The 19,679-nt window shown below is 38.7% G+C and carries 15 protein-coding genes and 1 pseudogene; 6 read left to right on the top strand and 10 right to left on the bottom strand.

The genetic code is table 11. From position 1 onward, the window contains the following. Nucleotides 1-2: 2 nt before the first annotated feature. The 5 genes from HMPREF0106_RS10780 to HMPREF0106_RS10800 form a co-directional block, all read right to left on the bottom strand. Complete coding sequence (locus HMPREF0106_RS10780; RefSeq protein WP_009040200.1) at nucleotides 3-1,988, bottom strand: hypothetical protein; 1,986 nt, start codon at nucleotides 1,986-1,988, stop codon at nucleotides 3-5. 22 nt (nucleotides 1,989-2,010) lie between these two features. Continuing rightward, nucleotides 2,011-3,009 carry a FimB/Mfa2 family fimbrial subunit gene (locus tag HMPREF0106_RS10785; RefSeq protein ID WP_004315016.1) on the bottom strand — a complete coding sequence of 333 codons (999 nt, stop codon included), beginning with the start codon at nucleotides 3,007-3,009 and terminating at the stop codon, nucleotides 2,011-2,013. Nucleotides 3,010-3,115: 106 nt separating this feature from the next. Next, a complete protein-coding gene (locus tag HMPREF0106_RS10790; protein ID WP_009040199.1) occupies nucleotides 3,116-4,873 on the bottom strand; it encodes an Mfa1 family fimbria major subunit in 1,758 nt (585 codons plus the stop codon). Between the two features lie 42 nt (nucleotides 4,874-4,915). Beyond that, a complete protein-coding gene (locus HMPREF0106_RS10795) occupies nucleotides 4,916-6,079 on the bottom strand; it encodes a DUF3868 domain-containing protein (RefSeq protein ID WP_009040198.1) in 1,164 nt (387 codons plus the stop codon). Between the two features lie 8 nt (nucleotides 6,080-6,087). Further along, nucleotides 6,088-6,681, bottom strand: coding sequence for a DUF3575 domain-containing protein (locus tag HMPREF0106_RS10800; RefSeq protein WP_008774568.1), 594 nt, complete (start codon nucleotides 6,679-6,681; stop codon nucleotides 6,088-6,090). 267 nt (nucleotides 6,682-6,948) lie between these two features. On the opposite strand from HMPREF0106_RS10800, the gene HMPREF0106_RS10805 reads away from it, so the two are divergent. Beyond that, entirely contained in the window at nucleotides 6,949-7,833 is an 885-nt protein-coding gene (locus HMPREF0106_RS10805; protein ID WP_008774569.1) for a helix-turn-helix transcriptional regulator, read from the top strand. A 217-nt stretch (nucleotides 7,834-8,050) separates the two neighbouring features. On the opposite strand, the gene HMPREF0106_RS10810 is transcribed toward HMPREF0106_RS10805, so the two are convergent. Then, nucleotides 8,051-9,271 (bottom strand): site-specific integrase, encoded by a 1,221-nt coding sequence (locus HMPREF0106_RS10810; RefSeq protein WP_008774570.1) that lies wholly within the window; start codon nucleotides 9,269-9,271, stop codon nucleotides 8,051-8,053. A 563-nt stretch (nucleotides 9,272-9,834) separates the two neighbouring features. On the opposite strand from HMPREF0106_RS10810, the gene HMPREF0106_RS10815 reads away from it, so the two are divergent. After that, nucleotides 9,835-10,317 (top strand): hypothetical protein, encoded by a 483-nt coding sequence (locus HMPREF0106_RS10815; RefSeq protein ID WP_008649850.1) that lies wholly within the window; start codon nucleotides 9,835-9,837, stop codon nucleotides 10,315-10,317. 442 nt (nucleotides 10,318-10,759) lie between these two features. Here the strand turns inward: HMPREF0106_RS10815 and HMPREF0106_RS10820 are convergent, their stop codons facing one another. Both HMPREF0106_RS10820 and HMPREF0106_RS10825 read right to left on the bottom strand, forming a co-directional pair. Further along, nucleotides 10,760-11,755 carry a type II toxin-antitoxin system antitoxin SocA domain-containing protein gene (locus HMPREF0106_RS10820; RefSeq protein WP_009040197.1) on the bottom strand — a complete coding sequence of 332 codons (996 nt, stop codon included), beginning with the start codon at nucleotides 11,753-11,755 and terminating at the stop codon, nucleotides 10,760-10,762. Nucleotides 11,756-11,760: 5 nt separating this feature from the next. Further along, on the bottom strand, nucleotides 11,761-12,114 hold the full coding sequence (locus HMPREF0106_RS10825; protein ID WP_032851400.1) for a type II toxin-antitoxin system MqsR family toxin: 354 nt from the start codon (nucleotides 12,112-12,114) through the stop codon (nucleotides 11,761-11,763). Between the two features lie 233 nt (nucleotides 12,115-12,347). On the opposite strand from HMPREF0106_RS10825, the gene HMPREF0106_RS10830 reads away from it, so the two are divergent. The 3 genes from HMPREF0106_RS10830 (at nucleotide 12,348) to HMPREF0106_RS10840 (ending at nucleotide 15,868) form a co-directional block, all read left to right on the top strand. Further along, nucleotides 12,348-14,003, top strand: coding sequence for a hypothetical protein (locus HMPREF0106_RS10830; protein ID WP_009040195.1), 1,656 nt, complete (start codon nucleotides 12,348-12,350; stop codon nucleotides 14,001-14,003). Nucleotides 14,004-14,165: 162 nt separating this feature from the next. Continuing rightward, the gene (locus HMPREF0106_RS10835) at nucleotides 14,166-14,570 is read left to right on the top strand and encodes a hypothetical protein (protein ID WP_008649835.1); all 405 of its coding nucleotides are present in this window, start codon (nucleotides 14,166-14,168) and stop codon (nucleotides 14,568-14,570) included. Nucleotides 14,571-14,581: 11 nt separating this feature from the next. Then, nucleotides 14,582-15,868: a leucine-rich repeat protein gene (locus HMPREF0106_RS10840; RefSeq protein ID WP_008774574.1), complete on the top strand. Its 1,287-nt coding sequence runs from the start codon at nucleotides 14,582-14,584 to the stop codon at nucleotides 15,866-15,868. 135 nt (nucleotides 15,869-16,003) lie between these two features. Here HMPREF0106_RS10840 and HMPREF0106_RS10845 read toward each other — a convergent pair whose 3' ends face one another. Together HMPREF0106_RS10845 and HMPREF0106_RS10850 are read right to left on the bottom strand one after the other, a co-directional pair. After that, on the bottom strand, nucleotides 16,004-16,711 hold the full coding sequence (locus HMPREF0106_RS10845; protein ID WP_008774575.1) for a TIGR02757 family protein: 708 nt from the start codon (nucleotides 16,709-16,711) through the stop codon (nucleotides 16,004-16,006). A gap of 42 nt (nucleotides 16,712-16,753) precedes the next feature. Then, a pseudogene (locus HMPREF0106_RS10850) lies at nucleotides 16,754-18,045 on the bottom strand (MATE family efflux transporter). Between the two features lie 450 nt (nucleotides 18,046-18,495). On the opposite strand from HMPREF0106_RS10850, the gene HMPREF0106_RS10855 reads away from it, so the two are divergent. Continuing rightward, complete coding sequence (locus HMPREF0106_RS10855) at nucleotides 18,496-19,659, top strand: lysine-sensitive aspartokinase III (RefSeq protein ID WP_009040194.1); 1,164 nt, start codon at nucleotides 18,496-18,498, stop codon at nucleotides 19,657-19,659. Nucleotides 19,660-19,679 lie beyond the last annotated feature (20 nt).

The raw sequence follows: 19,679 nt of genomic DNA, 5'->3' as shown, positions 1-19,679 counted from the left end.
CCTTATCCAATAGGGGGATAACGTAATTTCACACAACGTACCGTATGTCTCCCATTTCGCAATTCATCCGTCGTGACATTTCCGTTCGGATCGCTCATTGTTGCTACAATGAAAGTACCGTCCTCATTCTTTCCCCAATAACTGTCCGAAAAGAAATTATTGGGAAGCCCGTTGGTTCCGGCATTCAGGAAAACATAATTCATTTCTTTTCCTGTAGGCAATCTCCATCCACTACCTAAATTTGCACATATAGAAGACGCATTTTCCTTCGTGACATTCGTTACATCTGAACTTGAGACTATAAAATCTGAAAGTTCAGGGGGACGGACATCAAGGGTACAGTTATAGCGATATTTTTTATTCTCTTTATAATCGTCTATGAGATTTCCCGATCCGTAACTTACATATGCCTTTCTGCCATTTGTATCATGTTCCTCTATGCACCATGCTTCAGCAGAATTAATTGCCCAATTTTCACGTATGGTAGCTAATCTCCAGCATCCTTTCCCTCTTGTTGCATCATTCTCATTTACTCCTTCAGGATAATATGCTCTACATCCAGTTTCCCGGGTGGCTCTTTTATAAAACTCATCATTATAAATACCCGTACGTATCCAGTTAGCCTCTTCCCAATATCCCATGGCTTCAGCCCAAGTAACAAGGTTATTTCCGACACGAATTGTTTCAGATCTATAAAGTTGCAGATTAAGTTCAACAGATGCGGTACCCGATTTTAATGTAGTTACATATATAATATCATTACCAGTATTCCAATTTCCACGTCTGAACCCGACGCGACCGCTTTTCTTTGTCGCGTCATCATATTCTATTGTCATCTGCAGTTGATTACCGATTGTCACCTCATCGGGAAGTTTCACTTCAACCGGAGCGTTACAAGCAAAACGCACATACGAGTAAAAGCGTAAAGACTTTACTTCGACCGTCTTTTTGTTGACTGCAAGAAAACTAGCTCCCGTTATTTCAATCGGAACATTGACTTCCGACCATCCGGAAACGTTGGATTTCACTTCAAGGGACTCCTCTCCATAACCGGTAATCGCTTTAATATTCAAACTATAATGCCTGTTGCGGGTTATATTCCATTCTGTAGAATGTGAATCAATTGAATTCATCGCATCACCAATCGGCAAAGTATATATACGGGTGATTCCTCTTGATGTCCCTTTAATGCGCAATACCATTCTGTAAATCTCATCCATCGGCAGATATTCCGGCAAATATATATCACCGGATGACCATGTGAAATGATTCTGTTCTGCACTGCTATTTTCTAGTGAAAAAACGCGGTTATCTAGAAACCCCTCTTCTATCCTGTATTTACAGGAAGCCAGATAACTATACTTTGGAATACGAAGTAACTCCATAGACTCAAGATTAACGAATTCACCTGTAGGGGTTCCATTTTCACAAATCTCCGTACTAAGGTCAAACTTCACACTTAACTTGGCAATCACTCGTTGCAACTTTATCTCCAGTTTTGAAACAGAAGCGGATGCCCCTTCCGGATATATCTCATTTTTACTCCGTACATTCACATTGAGCAACTGCCGGAAAAATACAAATTTTGAAGCACTCAGGCTGCTTTCCGTATTCATCTGAATATTTTTCAATTCTTCAGGGCTATTGATTCCCGAAAGATCTACCGGTTCATTTCCTATCACATAAATATCATTGTATCCTATATAGGTAATGGCAACATAATCTTCATTTACATCTATCAATTGATTGCTGACTAAAACTTTAGGGCCGTAAGGATTGGAAGTACGTGTCGAGAAAATGATAACACGCAATTGTGATACCTCATTTTCATCCCCTGCAACAAGTTTCGGCATGATACTGACAGGAATTTCCTTGCCTTCCCCCTGGCCATTACTATCGGAAGATGCTTCTATTCCGTCAGTACAAGCAGTAAGCAGATATAATAATGTCACAACGAAGCTATATATATAAACTAATTTCAGTCTCATTCTCTCGTTTAATTATAAAGTATCACATTTCCGTATCCTGCAATATGATTGTCCACCCTGATACGGTAACAGCCGTTTGCATATAAGTATCCGTGTCACCGTCCAGATCATCTATAAGCGATATTTCTACTTCATACACATCTTGCCGGTCAAGTTCCGACTGGATGCGGGTATATGGATGCATCCGGATAAGTTCGACTAAGTCAGAACGGTAGAGTTCTTTGGCTGTGCCGTCCTGCATCAAACGTTCTATCAGTAGCGTCAATTTTTCCCCTTCCACCAAACGCATCAAAGAAAAAACGCCTGCAAATTGATTCCATGCATCATTATTTACGCCCTGATATGGATAATATGTCAATTCGTTGCCCGAAGCAACTACAGAATTATCAAATTTATAGGTCGCCCCTTTGGGATCAAGTACACGGACACGCACGCCATCCGCACAGCGGTGAATACATGGTATTCCGCTTTTTTCAAACCACTTCACATTCAGATGCAAATGATTCTCATTCTTTATAAGTGAAAGAACTTCAGTGTGTTCCTTCACATCGTTTACTTCTACTTGTTTCATAGCATGAAAAACAGGAGTCAGTCTATGGTTCACGCTACGGTCTTCAGCTGCGTTGAGTGATAATAACGCCTGCTCAAGCGTAGTTTGTCCGGCAATAAAGGCCGGTTGTAAAGTCACTTCATCAGTCAAGTTTCCCCATGCCACCAACGTATAGCTACCGGCAGAAAGTTCCGGGTCAATCCGAAAATCTTTCGGGAAAGGCGTCCCTTTACGAGTTATACATTTCAAAAAACATCCGGCTGCATCAAATACATACAAGTCTATTTGCTGTACATCAATGTTGAAGCGATCGGGACAAATATTGTCCGTGTGATGAACATATTCGAAAGCCACCTGGAAACTTCCCTGCGGACAATCGGAAAAATCTTCATTAACGCATCCTGTAATAAGCCATAATAGCATTGATATGTATGCCACCATCCTTCTTTTCCGGTAAAATGTACTATGCATGTTAAATTGTTATTGAGAGGGATTTTAGATTCTTTTACCGGAGACAATGCCCCGGCAAAAGAATCCGTTAAAATCTATTTTTAATGAACCGGCAGACTAATAGCAATTACATTCCCAGTTCTGCATCCTGTTCAACTTTCGTCCATGGTTCCACTGTGATATGTGCCTGCATGTACGTTTTCTGGTTGATGGGATCTGTCGGGTCCACGGTAACATCTTCATCATCGGGATAACCGATTGAAGTAATTTTTGAGATATTTACATTGTAAAAACGGTTGCGCATTACCGAATAGAACAGGTTGTTGGCTTCCGTCTTTCCGTCCATATTATCTTCAACATTCACACGATAATAACAAGTACCTCCGGTGTACTGAAAAATACGTATTATTCCTTCAATACTTTCCTTATAGCCCGGTAGTGCATTCTTGGGATGCGAATATTTCTTGATGGTAACAACTGAATAAATACCTTCAGAAGTAGAGAATGAGCTTCCATAATATACACTTACAGAATTCTCTATATCACCTTCGTCTACAGCACTTCCCTCGTCTACTGCATTTAACCATTTCTGTTTTCCGGCTTTATTCAAATAAGTCTTTAAAATCATGCCCAAGCCATAGTTTGCCAAGTTTCCACTAAAGTCTGCAGGAGCCGTATAAATCTGATTTTCCCATTCCGGGACAATAAAATATGGCGGTACATCTTTTCCTCCTGTAGTATAATCAGTTCCGTCTAATTTATTTTCGATACTAAGATTGCCACCATCATTTTTCACTTCAACAGCATTAATCATCACATTAGCCGCCGGAGCAAATACACCTTTCACCAACACATAAGTAGTATTTCCCCTTACCGGTGTCTGATTGGAGTTCTCCGGCAAATATATAGACTCTATAGCTTCCTCGTCAGCACTTGCTTTCAAATCCAAATTAGGCTCATTCACCTCGTCATAATATTTAGCGAAATCTGCAAATGTAGAGCTAGTATTAGTCATTGTATAGAACGGCGTAAGGAAACCATCAACATGATTATGCAGAAATATATAGCTCTGAACCGGAAGATTACGAACCGTAAAAGTCGGAGTAAGTAATTTGCCTAATGTATTACTTTCACTATCTTTCAATATCAAAGCATCCGCATTTGCATAAGTAGCCTGCAACTTAGCAGCAGCACGGGATATGAACACCTCCAAATGATTGTTTTTCTTCATTTCCGCCGAACTATCATACGCCGGTTTCGAACAATCCTCAGCAGAAATCCCGGGATATAATGTGTATTCGGTTGCCTTTAATACATTTGCCATCAGGAAACCATTGGTCGCCGCATTCCCATTACCGGATATTTTATCAAAATTACCGACACGCGATACAGCAACTGCCGTTTCTACACCTTTGGTATGGGCAATACGTCCTGCTTTCGTACAATGTGTCAAAGTAACAGCTTCAAATTGAGCAGTTGTAGTGGTAGACGTAATCCAGTCGTCCTGCATATTAGCTACTACATACACTTTCTTTTTACCGGAAGTTAGTTTCAATACAGCAGTGTGCTCCGTGCCATGTTCATCTACAGTAGCATTATCCGTCTTTGCTTCAAAGCTACCGGACTCATTGAAGATATAAGCCCGCAGATTTTTGATGTTTTTTTCTGTAGTAGTACCTTCATGTGTGTCACCCGTTGCACGTGCTACAACACCATCTTTGCCCAGTTTAAATGTAAACTTCGCCCAAGTAGGCTCTCCCTCTATGACTTCGGTATTACCATTGTCATCGCTTCTTTCTTCACCTAGCTTGTCCTCACTGCTACAAGCAGCAAACGTTATTGTTGCCAGCGCAAATACTCCGATTAGAAAATAATTCTTTCTCATTTTTGTCTTATGATTAAAAAATAAATTATTATATATTGAGATTTATATGGTTCCATTTTTCATCCGGTAATACACCTTGATGTATCCGGCTCGACGCAGTTGCGGAAAGAAGTGTTCTTCCAAATAACGATAGGGCACTCCTCTTTTCAAACGTTGCAACTGTCCCTCACGGCCTTTCATTATCGGAACTGAATCAATAATATTCAATACTTCCTTACGGTATTCCATATCAGAGTGTTCCACTTTATAACGTAGTTCTTCCCAGCCCTCATCACCATTCACAAGCGCAAAGCAACTATCCGCCAAAGCAATCCGGTCGGCTATATATTGCTTCAGCGCTTCAGCTCGTTTTCCAGACAATTGTTTATTGAATTCAAAAGCCCCCTCGGGTGAGGAAAGCCCCAATAGCACTACGCGAGCTATTTCTACTTCGGGATCTTCACTAATACGGCGAATTACATCAATGATATGTTCCAACACTCTCTCATTATCCAGATAATTGCTATCTATCTCTGCCTTTGCAAGCTTGAAATAAACAATCTGTGCTCCTTCCTGCTCGCCCGCCAGAATCCTTTTACCCGCTGAATAGTTATCTATGGGTTCTACAAATTTCTCTGTTTCAGCCAGTACTTCCGTAGCACATTTATGCGGTAACATTTCCGGTATTCCCACCTTATTCTTTATTTCCGGCTTAACAATAGAATATCCATCCGTCCGGTTCCACATAAACAATTCCACCATATCCAACTCCTTTTTCATACAGCAATTTCCAAGTTGCCGCCGTAACACTAACTTTGCCTGCCATATCCAAAGTTGATTGGCTAACATCGGAGTTGAACATGTTATTGTATTCCATTGCCGATTGGATACTGTATATATTAAGTCTTTCTCTGCTTTTGATGAGTGAAGCACTTTTTGTCTTCGAACTATTTTCTCCCGTATTTTGCCATTTACGCGTATGACAGGGAAAGCAAAAGAGTGATTTCCCTTTATATCTATCAATATAGGTGTAAGCAACAACTCATCATTTGCTTTTGTAATGCCGGGAGCAATCATCAAATGAAATCTCAAACTCACAGAATCACCTTGAGCATTCTTCTCTATAGAAAAATTATTGATCTTGATCGAATCATTATTTTGAGCGGAAACTGACATGACCGTTATACTCATAAAAAAGGAAAGTATTATAATCTGAAAACTATTCATTTGGGATATTATTTAAGTAAATATATGATAGATACAGCGGCACGTGTAGGCCCTAAATAATTACGGTTGTTTACGCTTAAACGCTTACCACATTCCTTACACGGGTATTTACTATAATGCAGGTGTGCATAGCCGATCCCTAATGTCCCTTCTATACTCCAATGTGGTGAAAGAATCCACTGATACCCATAACTGAATCCGAATCCGGCAAGATTTCCCTGTCTTCTAAAGTCACCTAGTCCCCAATATCGAATATTACTGACATTATATTGTCCATAAAACAAATGTCCGCCAAAGAAATGTCCATTGAACCGTTCACAAAGCCAATAGCGAAGCTCTGATTGTATCAACCAATGCTTCATTTTTCTATTGTTGGAACCATAACCATTCTTACCCAAAGGAAAAGGATTGTAGGCTCCCCACAAGTCAACAGTCAGTTTGGGAGATATTCCCCATTCCACCCCTATGTTTGGTGTTTGTAACAACCCGCCATAAAGTAAATTCGTTTTTACTGCTATATCTTGTGCTCTAATCGCAAAACATCCTAGCAAAGTAAATAGACCAATAAGTAAGCCGGCTTTATTTCTTATACAATCATTCATTTTATACAGTCTTTTCAAACTATTTCTTATGCATCTCTATTCCGTAATAGAGATGCATAATTACACATAAATAATAAACATTTAATTATCAACGAATTATATTACAGAAACTAATAACAGAATGTTTCAATATCATAATATAATGAATCATAACAAACAAAATAAATAATATTATTCTGATATATAATTCATTAAAAAAATAGATACTGAAACAATTGTGAAACAAACAGATAAGTAACAGACTAAACAATCAAAACAGTTATTGCCATGGAAACAAAACATACAAAAAGCGAACTTTTGTACATTGAAGAACATCAGTCATGTCAAAACTACATGACAACGATTGAAACCGGATTCAAATATCTTGAATTCGCCAAGAATGCAGCATTTGAAGAAGATAATACAACTAAAAATTATCTTCTGTTCTTTCTGAAAGGCGATTTCACCATTTGTTGCAACCAGTTTCATAACAAGCTGTTTCATGCCGGAGAAATGATACTCATCCCTCGTTCTTCCCGGCTAAAAGGATTTGCGGAAACCGATTCAAGCCTGCTCTCCATGTTTTTCGATATACCTGCAGAGAACTGTGACAAGCTCATATTACAGTCTTTATCAAATGTATGCAACAACATTAAATATGACTTTTCACCAATTAAAATACGCTATCCACTAACACTATTTCTCGAGGTATTAACTCACTGCATCAAAAACGGAATGAGTTGCGCACACTTACACGGGCTGATGCAACGAGAGTTTTTCTTTCTTTTACGAGGATTTTATGAAAAACAGGAGATTGCAGCATTATTCCACCCCATTATCGGAAAAGAAGTGGATTTTAAAGATTTTGTCATGCACAATCATACCAAAGTAGATAATATAGAGCAGCTTATCTCACTATCGAATATGGGAAGAAGCTGTTTTTTTATCAAATTCAATGAAGTGTTTGGTATGACAGCTAAACAGTGGATGCTGAAACAAAAGAACCAAAGAATATTGGAAAAAATGACGAAACCGGGAGTATGTATAAAAGATATCATTGAAGAATTGGGATTTGATTCGCAAGGTAACTTCAACCGTTACTGCAAACAACATTTCGGATGTACCCCCAAACAACTGATAGAGCAATGTCAGGCAACCAATCAAACGAGTTAGCCATTATTATCTCTATCTGTACAAAATGAATAAATTATTGGACTTTATGATAAATTCAATAATGAAAAATTTCATTTACTTTGCAGCGTGAAATATATTAAGAAACAAAGGTATTTTTAATATGCATCTCTATTACGGAATAGATTACAATATTGCAAAGATAAATAAAAATATGACATATTCTAATTTTCAACAGATTATATTACAAATAATTATTTCATTTGGATAAGTTTGTAACGATGCTATTCACCTGATTGAGCATGAATACATCAAAATCCTTTAAATAGACGCGTGTCATTTCTTCCGAAGTGTGTCCAAGTCCGGCACTAATCACAGAAATCGGAGCTCCATAGTCACGTGCGAGGGTAGCCCAGGTATGGCGTGCAGTATATGTCGTCAACGGTACTTCAATATCAGCTACAACAGCGATTTTCTTCAAATGCCGGTTAATACGGCCCAACGCCAAACGATACTGTTTGTATCCAGAAGCATATTCACCGCTGATTATCGGAAAGAGATACTCATTTTCTGTCTTATATTTATCTATCAAGCCCTGCATCTGCGGAGTCACCGCTATACGAATCAACTGTTTCGACTTATGACGGGAATAGGTCAGCACACCATTGCAAATATCGACCTTCTTCAAAAGAACAATATCAACAAAAGCCATTCCCTGCGCATAAAAGCTAAACAGATACAAATCGCGGGCAAACTCCAGTTGCGGTTCATTCGTCAAATCCAAGTCCGCCAGAATCTGCATATCCTTCCGTGACAAAGCGCGTTTCACAGTCTTCGCCGGACGGGTCTGCGCTTTAGCAAACGGATATTCGACACGGGGATGATAGCCGTCCATTACCGCCTGGTTATACAAAGAGCGCAAGTTGCGCAGATAATAACTTACCGTATTGCCGGAAGCACCGTTACTATACAGGAAATCCTCATATCTCCTGACGAACGCCAAATCAACCTCCGACATCCGCACATCGGGGCGACTTATAAATTTTGCCAACGACGAACGAGTACTCTTGTAGGCCGCAGCCATTCCCACTTTCTTCAGTTCCTGCTTCCGTTCAATCTGCGTATTGATATATCGCAATAAATAAAACTGTGGTTTTCCTGTACCAAAAGCATTTTGAGCCAGAATATCCTCCACTGTAAATTCTTCCCTTGTTCGCTCAAGCTGCCTGATCCGTGTATCAATCTGATTCCGCATCTTCCGTAGCTCGCGGTTCATTTTCACGACCTCCGTAGCCGTAAAAGTAGAACTTACGCCATTCATAATCTTCCCTTCCAGCTCGTCAAACACCTCTTCTTTCACCCGGTAGCCTGTATACAGTAACTTTTTTCTCCGATTGTGTATCACCTGAAATACTAAAGGGTAACTGCCATTATTCAATATCCTGCTCTTGTTCAGCATAAGTTTCACTGATGTTATCATATCTTGCTTTTTTTGTTTGAGACGTAAAAGTACAAAGTTCACCTTATTTATCAGAACTATTTTTCCGCCCGTTACGCAAGAAACAAGAAGTGGAATAAAAAGTTTTTCCACTTTAAGAATAGTTATCTAATAAATATAGTTAAAATACACGTTCTAGTAATCAGTATATTTTTATTACATATTTCCAATATGCATACGCATAAATTAGAGATGTATACTATTTATGATATTTCATTACACAATACAGATATTATCGCTATTATTCCTTTTGAAAAATTAGAATATTAGGTATAGCTTTGCACTATGGATTTTAGGGAGCCGTCCGTTCCTTTAAAAGGAAGAGGTCATTCCTCGGTGTGCAACGGGTCGTTCCTTTTAAAGGAACGGCCCGTTGGTTTTAAAGGAAAAACCGGCATTTGTAACCATTTGAATTTCAACTTCTTACTGAATTAAAATTCCGTCCCCGTAACCCATGGGATTTTTTCCAACAAACACGACAGAATCTGCCGCACGAAGCGGCAATCAGTATACAACAAATTTCAACAATCCAAAATTCAATTCCCATGGTTACAGTCACGTTTGCCATCAAGCCATATCTGGCGAGGTATATGTATGTCCGATACGGACAAAGTTTAGAACTTCAATCGCACAACAATCCACCTTCAAGGCTCCCCACTCCAATCCACCTCTCCCACCTCACTCCCATTTATCACTTCCTGCATCAATTATCCGTTCCTCATCCGCAAGGCGTCTCCTGGAAAGAGACAGGAAATATCTGTTTTGTTCTTCCCAGCCCAAGGCAAGGGAAGAATCCGGAAGTTTATAATTATTTCGGGCAGGACAGTATCTTTATTATCGAAAAGGAAATTGAGGTGGAAATGAAAGCGGAGCTTTATTCATTCCTGTTGGAAAATAAGTTCAAAAATGGAGTGATGTATATAAAGTCAATGCATGAGTTTGTGATAAAGTATGATATGGCGGAGTCGGTGGAAGAGGAAAGTTTGATGAGAGGGTTTCAGAGGTGGAGAAAGAAAATGAAAGTTTAATAAGACTAATAAGCAAATATCCCTAAGTGATAAGCTACAGCATATATACCCATAGTAATTATTCAAGATAAAATCAAATGCGATTTGGAATATTTTTCATTCCACATATGATAGAAAACATCCAAAAGCTTTGGAATATAATATTGTTTCAATAATTTTGTAAATTCAATTTTTAAATTAAATACTATGTACACACTAACAGAGATTAGAGAAGAGTTAAAAATTAAAGAACGTTCTGTAAATGATTTAATTAGATACATAAAAACAAGAACGGACGATAATCCCAATTATAGTCTATTATTAGGAGCCGGATGTTCTGTAATAGGTATAAATTAAAACTACATAAAACTTCAAGTCCCCGTATAAATTATAGAATCGCTATATAAATCTAATAAGTTTATAGCGATTCTCTGTTTATACAGAACTAGGAAGGGGGCTTACATTACAACTGTCTCAAATCAAACGCATAACTATAATCAATCAAGCTATGCTGTTTTTCATTTTGACGCCACGCTTCTTCAGCATGACTCATTTCTGAAATTTCATTAGCCTTACTCTTCTCAAAATGAACTAATACACATTGTAAAACCTCTAATTCTTCAACTGTAAATAAAGATTGTTCAAATTGCTCAACAGTTGTAATTATACTTCCAGAATAACCATTTCCCAAATTTATGATTTCCTTTTTTAATCCGTCCAAGTTCTCATATATAGTACTATAACGCACAGGAACAGGCCCATAACTTATAGCTTGGTATTGTAACCCGCTAATACCTTTACCATATTTCTTATAGGAAAGAAAATCAGAATAAAATAATAATTTATTTAGTTTTGTTTCAAAAACTCCTTGTAATGCAGATGCAAAAAAGACAATAATCTGCTTAACCTTCTCAGGAATGACAGAAGCATACCCATTCATACTTGAACGTAAAGACAAATGGTTGTGAAATATAAATTCATTTATTTTATTCTCAAAACAGGAATTATTTAATAACAGTTCCTTTACCCTTTTTTCAATTTTAAGTATCTCATCATTGGGAAACTGATTTTGAGCAAGTTTCAGAATTTCCAAAAAGAAATGAGGATCTTTCAAAGCTGAAATCATTTTTCCATTAGACACACTAGGCATCTCTCCTTCTTCGTATTTTCTATATTGGTTATCGCCAAAACCTAAAAGTTTAGACATTCGAAGTGCAGATATACCATATAATTCCCGGACTCTTTTTATTTCATCCGGAAATGGTATCGCATATTTCTGACGATACAAATTATAAACTTGATTCATATTCAGTTGATCAAGTTCAGTTGTAGTAAACTCTTCATTTGTATCCTTACATCTATAAAAATGATATACTATCTCAAAATTGTCTTTTCGAAATTCAAATGATTGCTTCTCATGACACAATGCAGCGTCACCACCTGTAAACGGACTTTTCATAACTTCTACTTTTTATTTTTGAAAGGATGTTCTATTTTTCTCTCTGCCAAATGAAAGGAGACACAGATTGGAGAATTTGCTCCAGTACCTTTACTTATTTTGATATAAACCTCCTTTTTCTCTACGGACTTGCCAAACTCCCAAAGTGCTCCCATATAATTCAACTTATCTTCCGTAGGACCTTTATAATAGTCTTCAACTGTCAAAGACATTATTATCTTTTCACGCATAATTGCCGAAATTTCCAAATCAAGCAAAGCTTGCATATTCTTCTTTCTATCTATGCGAAAGATAATCCCGAAAACCCTAGCCTTATCTTTAAATTCTTTCAAGAATTTATCGACTGTTTCTATATCCATATCTAAAATATCTTTATGCAAAGATATGAATAATGTAGTATAACACAACAAACATTCAACTTTAAAGTTGAAAAAGAACTATTAAAAGACTATATATTCAAGATATATTGATATTAGTCCGAAAAATTCAACTCGAATCTATTTTCCTACCTTTACAAAATTAAACATCATAAGAATTATAAAGATATGACGATTCCATACTAAACTCGAAATATTTTCACTACATTCACAGCATGAAATGCAGAATTATACTCGAACTATTAGTAATTCTCTTTTTTACAGGATGTTATAACAGAGAACAGATTTCCCGGCTTGATGAGGCGGAAGCACTGTTACAAAATAAGCCGGATAGTGCCTTAACAATATTACAACAACTCAAATCGGAAGGCGGCCAGGCTGAACAGGCCAGGTATGCGTTGCTTTATTCAGAGGCTTTAGACAAAAATCACATCAAAGCAACGAATGATTCGCTGATTCGCCGGGCTTGGGAGTATTACAAACATCATCCCAAAGATTTACGCCGCCAATGCAAGACTCTCTATTATTGGGGAAAAGTCAAACTGCGTGCAGGAGACAAGCCGGGAGCGTTACGCCTTTACCTGAAAGTTGAAGAGAAACTGAAGGATACCAATGAGCCTTATTATGCAGGGCTTTTATACAGTCAAATCGGTGAAGTGTATTATGACCAGATGAACTATAGCCGGGCTTATCATTATTTTCGTGAAGCTCGCAATAACTTCCGGCAGGCTGATAATACTCGCGAAGAAACAAAGGCAACTCTCGATATGGCAGCCGCAACTTTCAATTCGAAAGATATGGAGAAAGCCATGCGGCTCTATTCTGCCGCACTTGATTTGGCTGATGAACACAAGTACGATAAATTAACCAAAGCCAGTCTCACCAATCTTGCTTCTCTCTATGTGGTGTCAGGAAAGAAACAAATTCCCCATGACCTGCTGCAACGTATCGAACTCTCTGCCCAGCAAGATACGTTATACGGATACCATACGTTAGTAGATGTAAATCTACTGAAAAACCGTATAGACAGCGCACGCTACTATCTGGCACTTGCAGAAACACATTCCACCGATATACGTGACATGGCAGACCTGCAATACACCGCTTATCGGATTGAAGCGCAGGCCAGAAACTTCGAGAAAGCGACAGAGAAGATACACCATTATATCTATCTGACTGACTCGCTGACACGTTCAAATATGCAATTCTCCGCCGGTATGGTGGAACGTGACTATTTCAAGGAACGCTCCAAATTTGCCGAATACCGGATGAAGAACCGTACTACCTGGGAGATTACCATAGCAAGCGTAATTTTTCTAATAATAGGGGTAGCATACTACATCATCCGTCAACGTCTGCGCCTGCAACGCGAACGTACCGACCGCTACCTGCTATTGGCGGAAGAAGCCAACGCCCAATACAAAACCCTGACAGAACATATGGAAGGACAGCGCAATGCAGAAAGCCATTTAAAAGGTTTGATAGCTTCACGATTCGACATCATTGACAAACTGGGAAAGACTTACTATGAACGTGAGAATACCGCATCGCAACAAGCAGCCATGTTCCACGAAGTGAAACAGATTATCACCGATTTTGCAGAGAACAATGCAATGTTGCAAGAACTGGAACTTATCGTAAATACCTGCCATGATAATGCAATGGAGAAGTTGCGGAATGAATTTTCGTCAATGAAAGAAGCTGACATACGACTGCTTTGTTATATTTTTGTAGGTTTCTCTCCACAAGTAATCAGTTTGTTTATGAAAGATACGGTAGCTAATGTATATGCTCGCAAGTCACGGCTCAAATCACGTATCAAATCGGCAGAAACGGCCAATAAAGAGTTGTTTTTAGCACTTTTCGGATAGGTGTTAGACCTGTGTTAGAAATCTTAGAATACATCTTTCATAATCCATTGAATATCAATATACTTTAAATCAAAGTGTTAGATTTGCGAGATTGCATCACAACCCGAATTTGATGCAATCTTATTACTTTTGCATTCGAAAAATTAGAAAAAAGAAAAGATTATGAAGAAGATTGTTATTCTATTAAGCGCCATGCTTTTCATGGTAGCATGCGAAAAAGGAAACGAAGAAATGAAAGAAGCAAAAGTAGTGGTATCCGTTTATGATGAGAATGGAAAAATTGCAACGGGCGTTCCCGTAAAAATGTATAATGAAAAGGATTATAAGGTTTTTGAAAAAGATAATTTAACTTTGCCAACTGCAATCATACAGACAAATGAAAGTGGTATGGCCACCTTTGTACTGCCACGAGAGGAATGGTTTGCAACGCAGTCGCAACGGTTCCTGACATTCGTGGTACAAGAAGGGGGCGGCCCTAACAACTATCAGATATGGTCTTCCGGCAAAACCGTAGAAGCCGGAAAAGCCGTAAAAGTAGAAATACGTTTAACCCAATTCCCTAACTAAGCCTTTATCACATGAAGCAAACTAGACTTTATATAATTACAGCACTTTGCCTGCAAATGTTTTTGGGAACAATATTACTAAGTTGCAGCACCGAAAATGACGAATACAGGAAAGATTCACCTTCGGCAGCAAATCCTGTTGAACCCATAGAGGCTTCACTTGAAGATTTCTTCATAGAACAGCTACCCTCAAAAACAATTTATGCATTAGGAGAGAATATAGACTTAACCGGCCTTAACGTGACAGGAAAATATGATGACGGGAAACAACGGCCTGTAAAAGTTACCCCGGAACAGATCAGCGGTTTCTCTTCATCCACGCCTGTCGAAAAACAAGAAGTAACCATCACACTGGAAGGAAAACAGAAAAGCTTTTCTGTTCAGGTTTCACCCGTCCGTATAGAAAACGGAGTATTGACGGAAATATTGAAAGGATACAATGAAATCATACTTCCCAATAGCGTGAGATCAATCCCGAAAGCTGCCTTCAGCAACAGCCAAACAGCAAAGGTAGTACTCAATGAAGGATTAAAATCGATTGGAGATATGGCTTTCTTCAATTCGGCCATTCAGGAAATAGTATTTCCATCAAGCCTAGAACAGATGGAGGAAAACATTTTCTACTATTGCCGGAATTTGAAAAAAGCAGATTTAAGCCAAACGAAACTCACCAAACTTCCCGCCAGCACTTTTGTATATGCGGGCGTTGAAGAAGTGCTGCTGCCTGCGACACTAAAAGAAATCGGAGCACAGGCATTCCTTAAGACATCTCAACTGAAAACGATTGAGATTCCGGAAAATGTAAAAACAATCGGATTGGAAACATTCCGGGAAAGTAGCGTTACAACCGTGAAGTTACCGAACGGCGTTACAACCATGGCGCAAAGAGCCTTTTATTACTGCCCGGAATTGGCGGAAGTGACCACCTACGGGAGTACTTTCAATGATGACCCCGAAGCTATGATCCACCCCTATTGTCTTGAAGGATGTCCGAAATTGGCTCGCTTCGAAATACCTGAAAGTATTCGGATATTGGGACAGGGATTACTGGGTGGTAATAGGAAAGTGACCCAATTAACCATTCCGGCAAACGTCACACAGATTAATTTTTCGGCTTTCAATAATACAGGTATTAAAGAAGTAAAGGTAGAAGGGACAACACCTCCGCAGGTATTTGAAAAAGTATGGTACGGATTTCCGGATGATATTACCGTCATTCGTGTTCCTGCCGAATCTGTGGAAAAATATAAGAACGCAAATGGTTGGAGGGATTTCACAAACAAGATAACAACGTTCTAACAGTTCTCCAGTTTTTCGATTATAATCGAATAAAGTTGGTTTAATATCGACTTTTCCGGTTATAATCGAAATAACTTAAGAAAACACTATATTTTCGATAATAGCCGGAAAAATCAGTACTATTAGTTTATCTATTTAAATCTCCCCATTCACCCCCAAGCCGAACAGAGCAAAATCGCCCAGACAAGGATCATCCGGAAAGACTGTAGCCAATGCTGCCGTTATCTGACGGGCATTTTTCAAAGAAAAAGTTTCCGTATCCGTCAACTTGAAATAATGTGCTACCCGGCATACATGTGTATCTAAAGGAACAATCAAATCTCTGCGATCAAAACTTTCCCAAATCCCCAAATCGACCTCCGAATCCCGACGAATCATCCAACGCAAAAACATATTCAGTTTCTTTTGAGGACTTTTGGCAGAAACTTCAAGAAATGCACATAACTTTTCCATTGGTATTCCGGGATATAACATCAAAGCTTCCTCCAGACTTTCAAACTGTGTATAAGCTATATATAATCGCCGAAAGTATCCATAAAAATCAGCATACGACAACATCCGATAAAAGCTATTGGTTGCTCCTGAAGGAAAATCCTTCTCCCACTGGCAGGACAATACATACTGATAAGGCGAATCTCCCATTAGCCCGTGCAATTCGTCCGCTTTCTTCAAGATCTGTTTGCGATTGCCAAAACTCATAATCGCTGTCAGCAAACCGCTGACTTCGATATCCTGTTTCAGCGTATAACGATGGGGAAACTGCACCGGATCGCTTTGTATAAAGTCTGCGCGATGATACATCTCCGCACACATTAAAAGTTTATTCTTTATATCTTCAGTCATTTCGAGAAAGTATCAAGTATTGAAAGTACAAAAATACATATTCTAGTTGGATTTCCTCTTTAAGTAAATGATAGATTGTATCCCTAATAAAATAACAAACAAATATTCTGCCGTCATATACACAGTCAGAGAAGCATGAAAACATTCACTTAACAGATACAGATAAATCAAATATACAAGAATGGTGATTAACTGGAAGATAAAGGCGAGCTTCGTCTTTCCTGTACCGGTAACAGCATTGATATAAACATATCCGGGCAGTGCAAAAGCATAATTCAACAGCATAACTATAAAAGGATAGAAAGCTAGTCTCACCAGATTATCGTTATTCGTATAAAATCCGATAACCCATTGGTTACCCCAAAGAGCCATAACTATCAATGGCCCCCCACGGCATAACCCAACCTAAGAACTTTATGGCAAACGGGAAAAAGTTCCTTCCCCTGCCCCGCCCCAATTAGATTGCTGACTAATGAACCAGTAGTGGATGCAAAAGAGTTGACAATCACAAAAAAGACGGTAGAAACACTACGAGTAATATTGGAAATAGCAAGCTCTGTCCTTCCCAGATGCTCGATAGCAACGAAGAACAGAAACCAGGGAGCAACGCTGACAAAAGAGTGAAGCATACTCCATACAGATATCCTCAACAACTTTATTAACACTTTCCCATCATAAACGACCTTCAGCCCATATTTCACTTTATCTACCCTCACCCACATATATAATAGGAGTACGATAAAAGCTCCGAACTCTGCCAAAGAAGAAGCCATCGCCGCCCCGGATATACCCAGATTCAGTTTGAATATCAGCAGATAGTTAAAAGGAATATTGATACAGATAGCCATGATAGCTGCCACGGACAATGCTTTGGTCGTTGTTATCCCTACCAGAAAAGACCGGAAAGCTAAAAAAGGAAATGAGAATAACAAACCGAAGCTACGCCAATCCAGATAATGAATCACTGCCTGATAAATTTCATCCGAAGTTATCAACCGGCACAGGATCAAGGGAGAAGCCAAATGGAGCAATAGGCAAAGAATGACTGCCATCCCCGACAGGAAATATACTCCCTGAAAAAATGTACGTCCCGTCTCTTTATAATGTTGTTCCCCATTTCTCCGGGCAATCATCACCTGCAGCCCGATGCTAAATCCGAAGCCCAGCATATAAACAGCTAAATAATAGATTCCGGCAAGCGCAGAAGCTCCCAGTTCGACTTCTCCCACATGCCCCAGGAAAATAGCGTCGGTAATATTGATTAATTGTTCCATCAGAATGCTCATCATCACAGGAAAGTTGATGAGCCATATTTGCTTATATGTATAATTCATTGCTCAACTTAAAAATAACACGATACGGCATACCGTATTCCCATAGCAGCACACAGTTTCGCAAGTTTATAAAAATGGATATAAAACTCTTTGGCAGGCGAGTAGTTGCCTGTCAGATAGCTGAATAGCCTTATTAGAAATGATGCTATTCGTTGAGCGTAGCTAGATACAGAGTTTCATAAATGAATGAATATTGCTGGTTTCTCAATCAATTACGCAACAAAGATAAGAAATCTTATTTTCATATCCCAATGCGGTATGGTATTAGCAGATTACTTATAGTAAGGATATGCATCAGAAGCATCAATTACGACATTAACAAATTGATTTATAAAGATATACCGGATTCGAAAGTAAAAGAATGATGATAAGATATCTTTCTCTTTTGAAAAAAGCATATCATTTTGAAAAGATTGAAAAGAGTAGTAACCAATAAATAACCAGATAACAATGAAAGTTTGTAAATTCGAGAAAATTAAAGATGAGGATGAAATGAAGCAAGTAATCAGTTGTATTCAGAAAGAACATCCTTATGTAGCTGTAGTCCCTATATTGACACAATTACAGGAGTGGTTACAGGCTATTTCCATCAGTTGGTTTCACGAAGAAGATGAAGCTTCTCATGCCACAGTCAATGCCATCGAAGCATATTGCTGTACCCTTGCCAATCATCTCATTACAGATTCGCACTTAAACCAGGAAATTAAGAACCAGATTCTGGAGTGTATAAAGAAAATACATATACTTGTAGAAGACAAAGATTTACTGATCGATAAAATGATAAAAGCGGAAGTATACGGATTATCCAGCGATTTATTCACTTATTGTTTACGTCAACAGGGTCTTCGTGCCCAAACATTAGATACCGGCAAACTTATACAGATCAACCTGGAAAGAAAGCCGGACATCCCATATATTCAAGAATCTATCCAACAATACATTGACGAGAACCGAAATGTAGATATTTTTATCGCCCCACTTTCCATTTGCAGGAATGTGTATGGTGAAATAGACTTCATGAGCGAACAACGCAATGATTACTATGCAACAGTGCTTGCCACCCTATTCAAAGCGGACGAAATGCTGTTATCCACCCCTATCAACCATATTTACGCAAACCGGAATTGTCTGCGAGAACAACATTCACTAACTTACATAGAAGCCGAACAACTGATTAACAGCGGAGTACACCTGCTCTACGCAGATTGTATCACCCTTGCGGCACGCTCCAATATAGTTATCCGCCTAACCGATACACACGATCTGTCAACAGAACGACTCTATATATCTTCCCATGACACAGGCAACAGTGTCAAGGCCATCCTCTCACAGGATTCGGCTACCTTTGTACGTTTTACCTCATTGAATGTATTGCCCGGATATTTGTTTATGGGTAAGATATTGGAAGTTATCAACAAATATCAAATCAATGTCATCTCAATGGCCTCATCCAATGTATCTATCTCGATGATGTTGACAGCCAGCCGGGACACCCTGCGAATCATTGAAAGAGAACTACACAAATATGCCGAAATGGTAATGGACGAAAATATGTCTGTAATACATATCATCGGCTCACACTATCTGTGCACAGCACAGATAAAAACCAACTAATCAGTTCGCTATCCAAACAA

The sequence above is a fragment of the Bacteroides sp. D22 genome (assembly GCF_000163675.1).
GTDB lineage: Bacteria > Bacteroidota > Bacteroidia > Bacteroidales > Bacteroidaceae > Bacteroides > Bacteroides xylanisolvens.
This window is presented reverse-complemented; position numbering and strand designations above follow the sequence as displayed.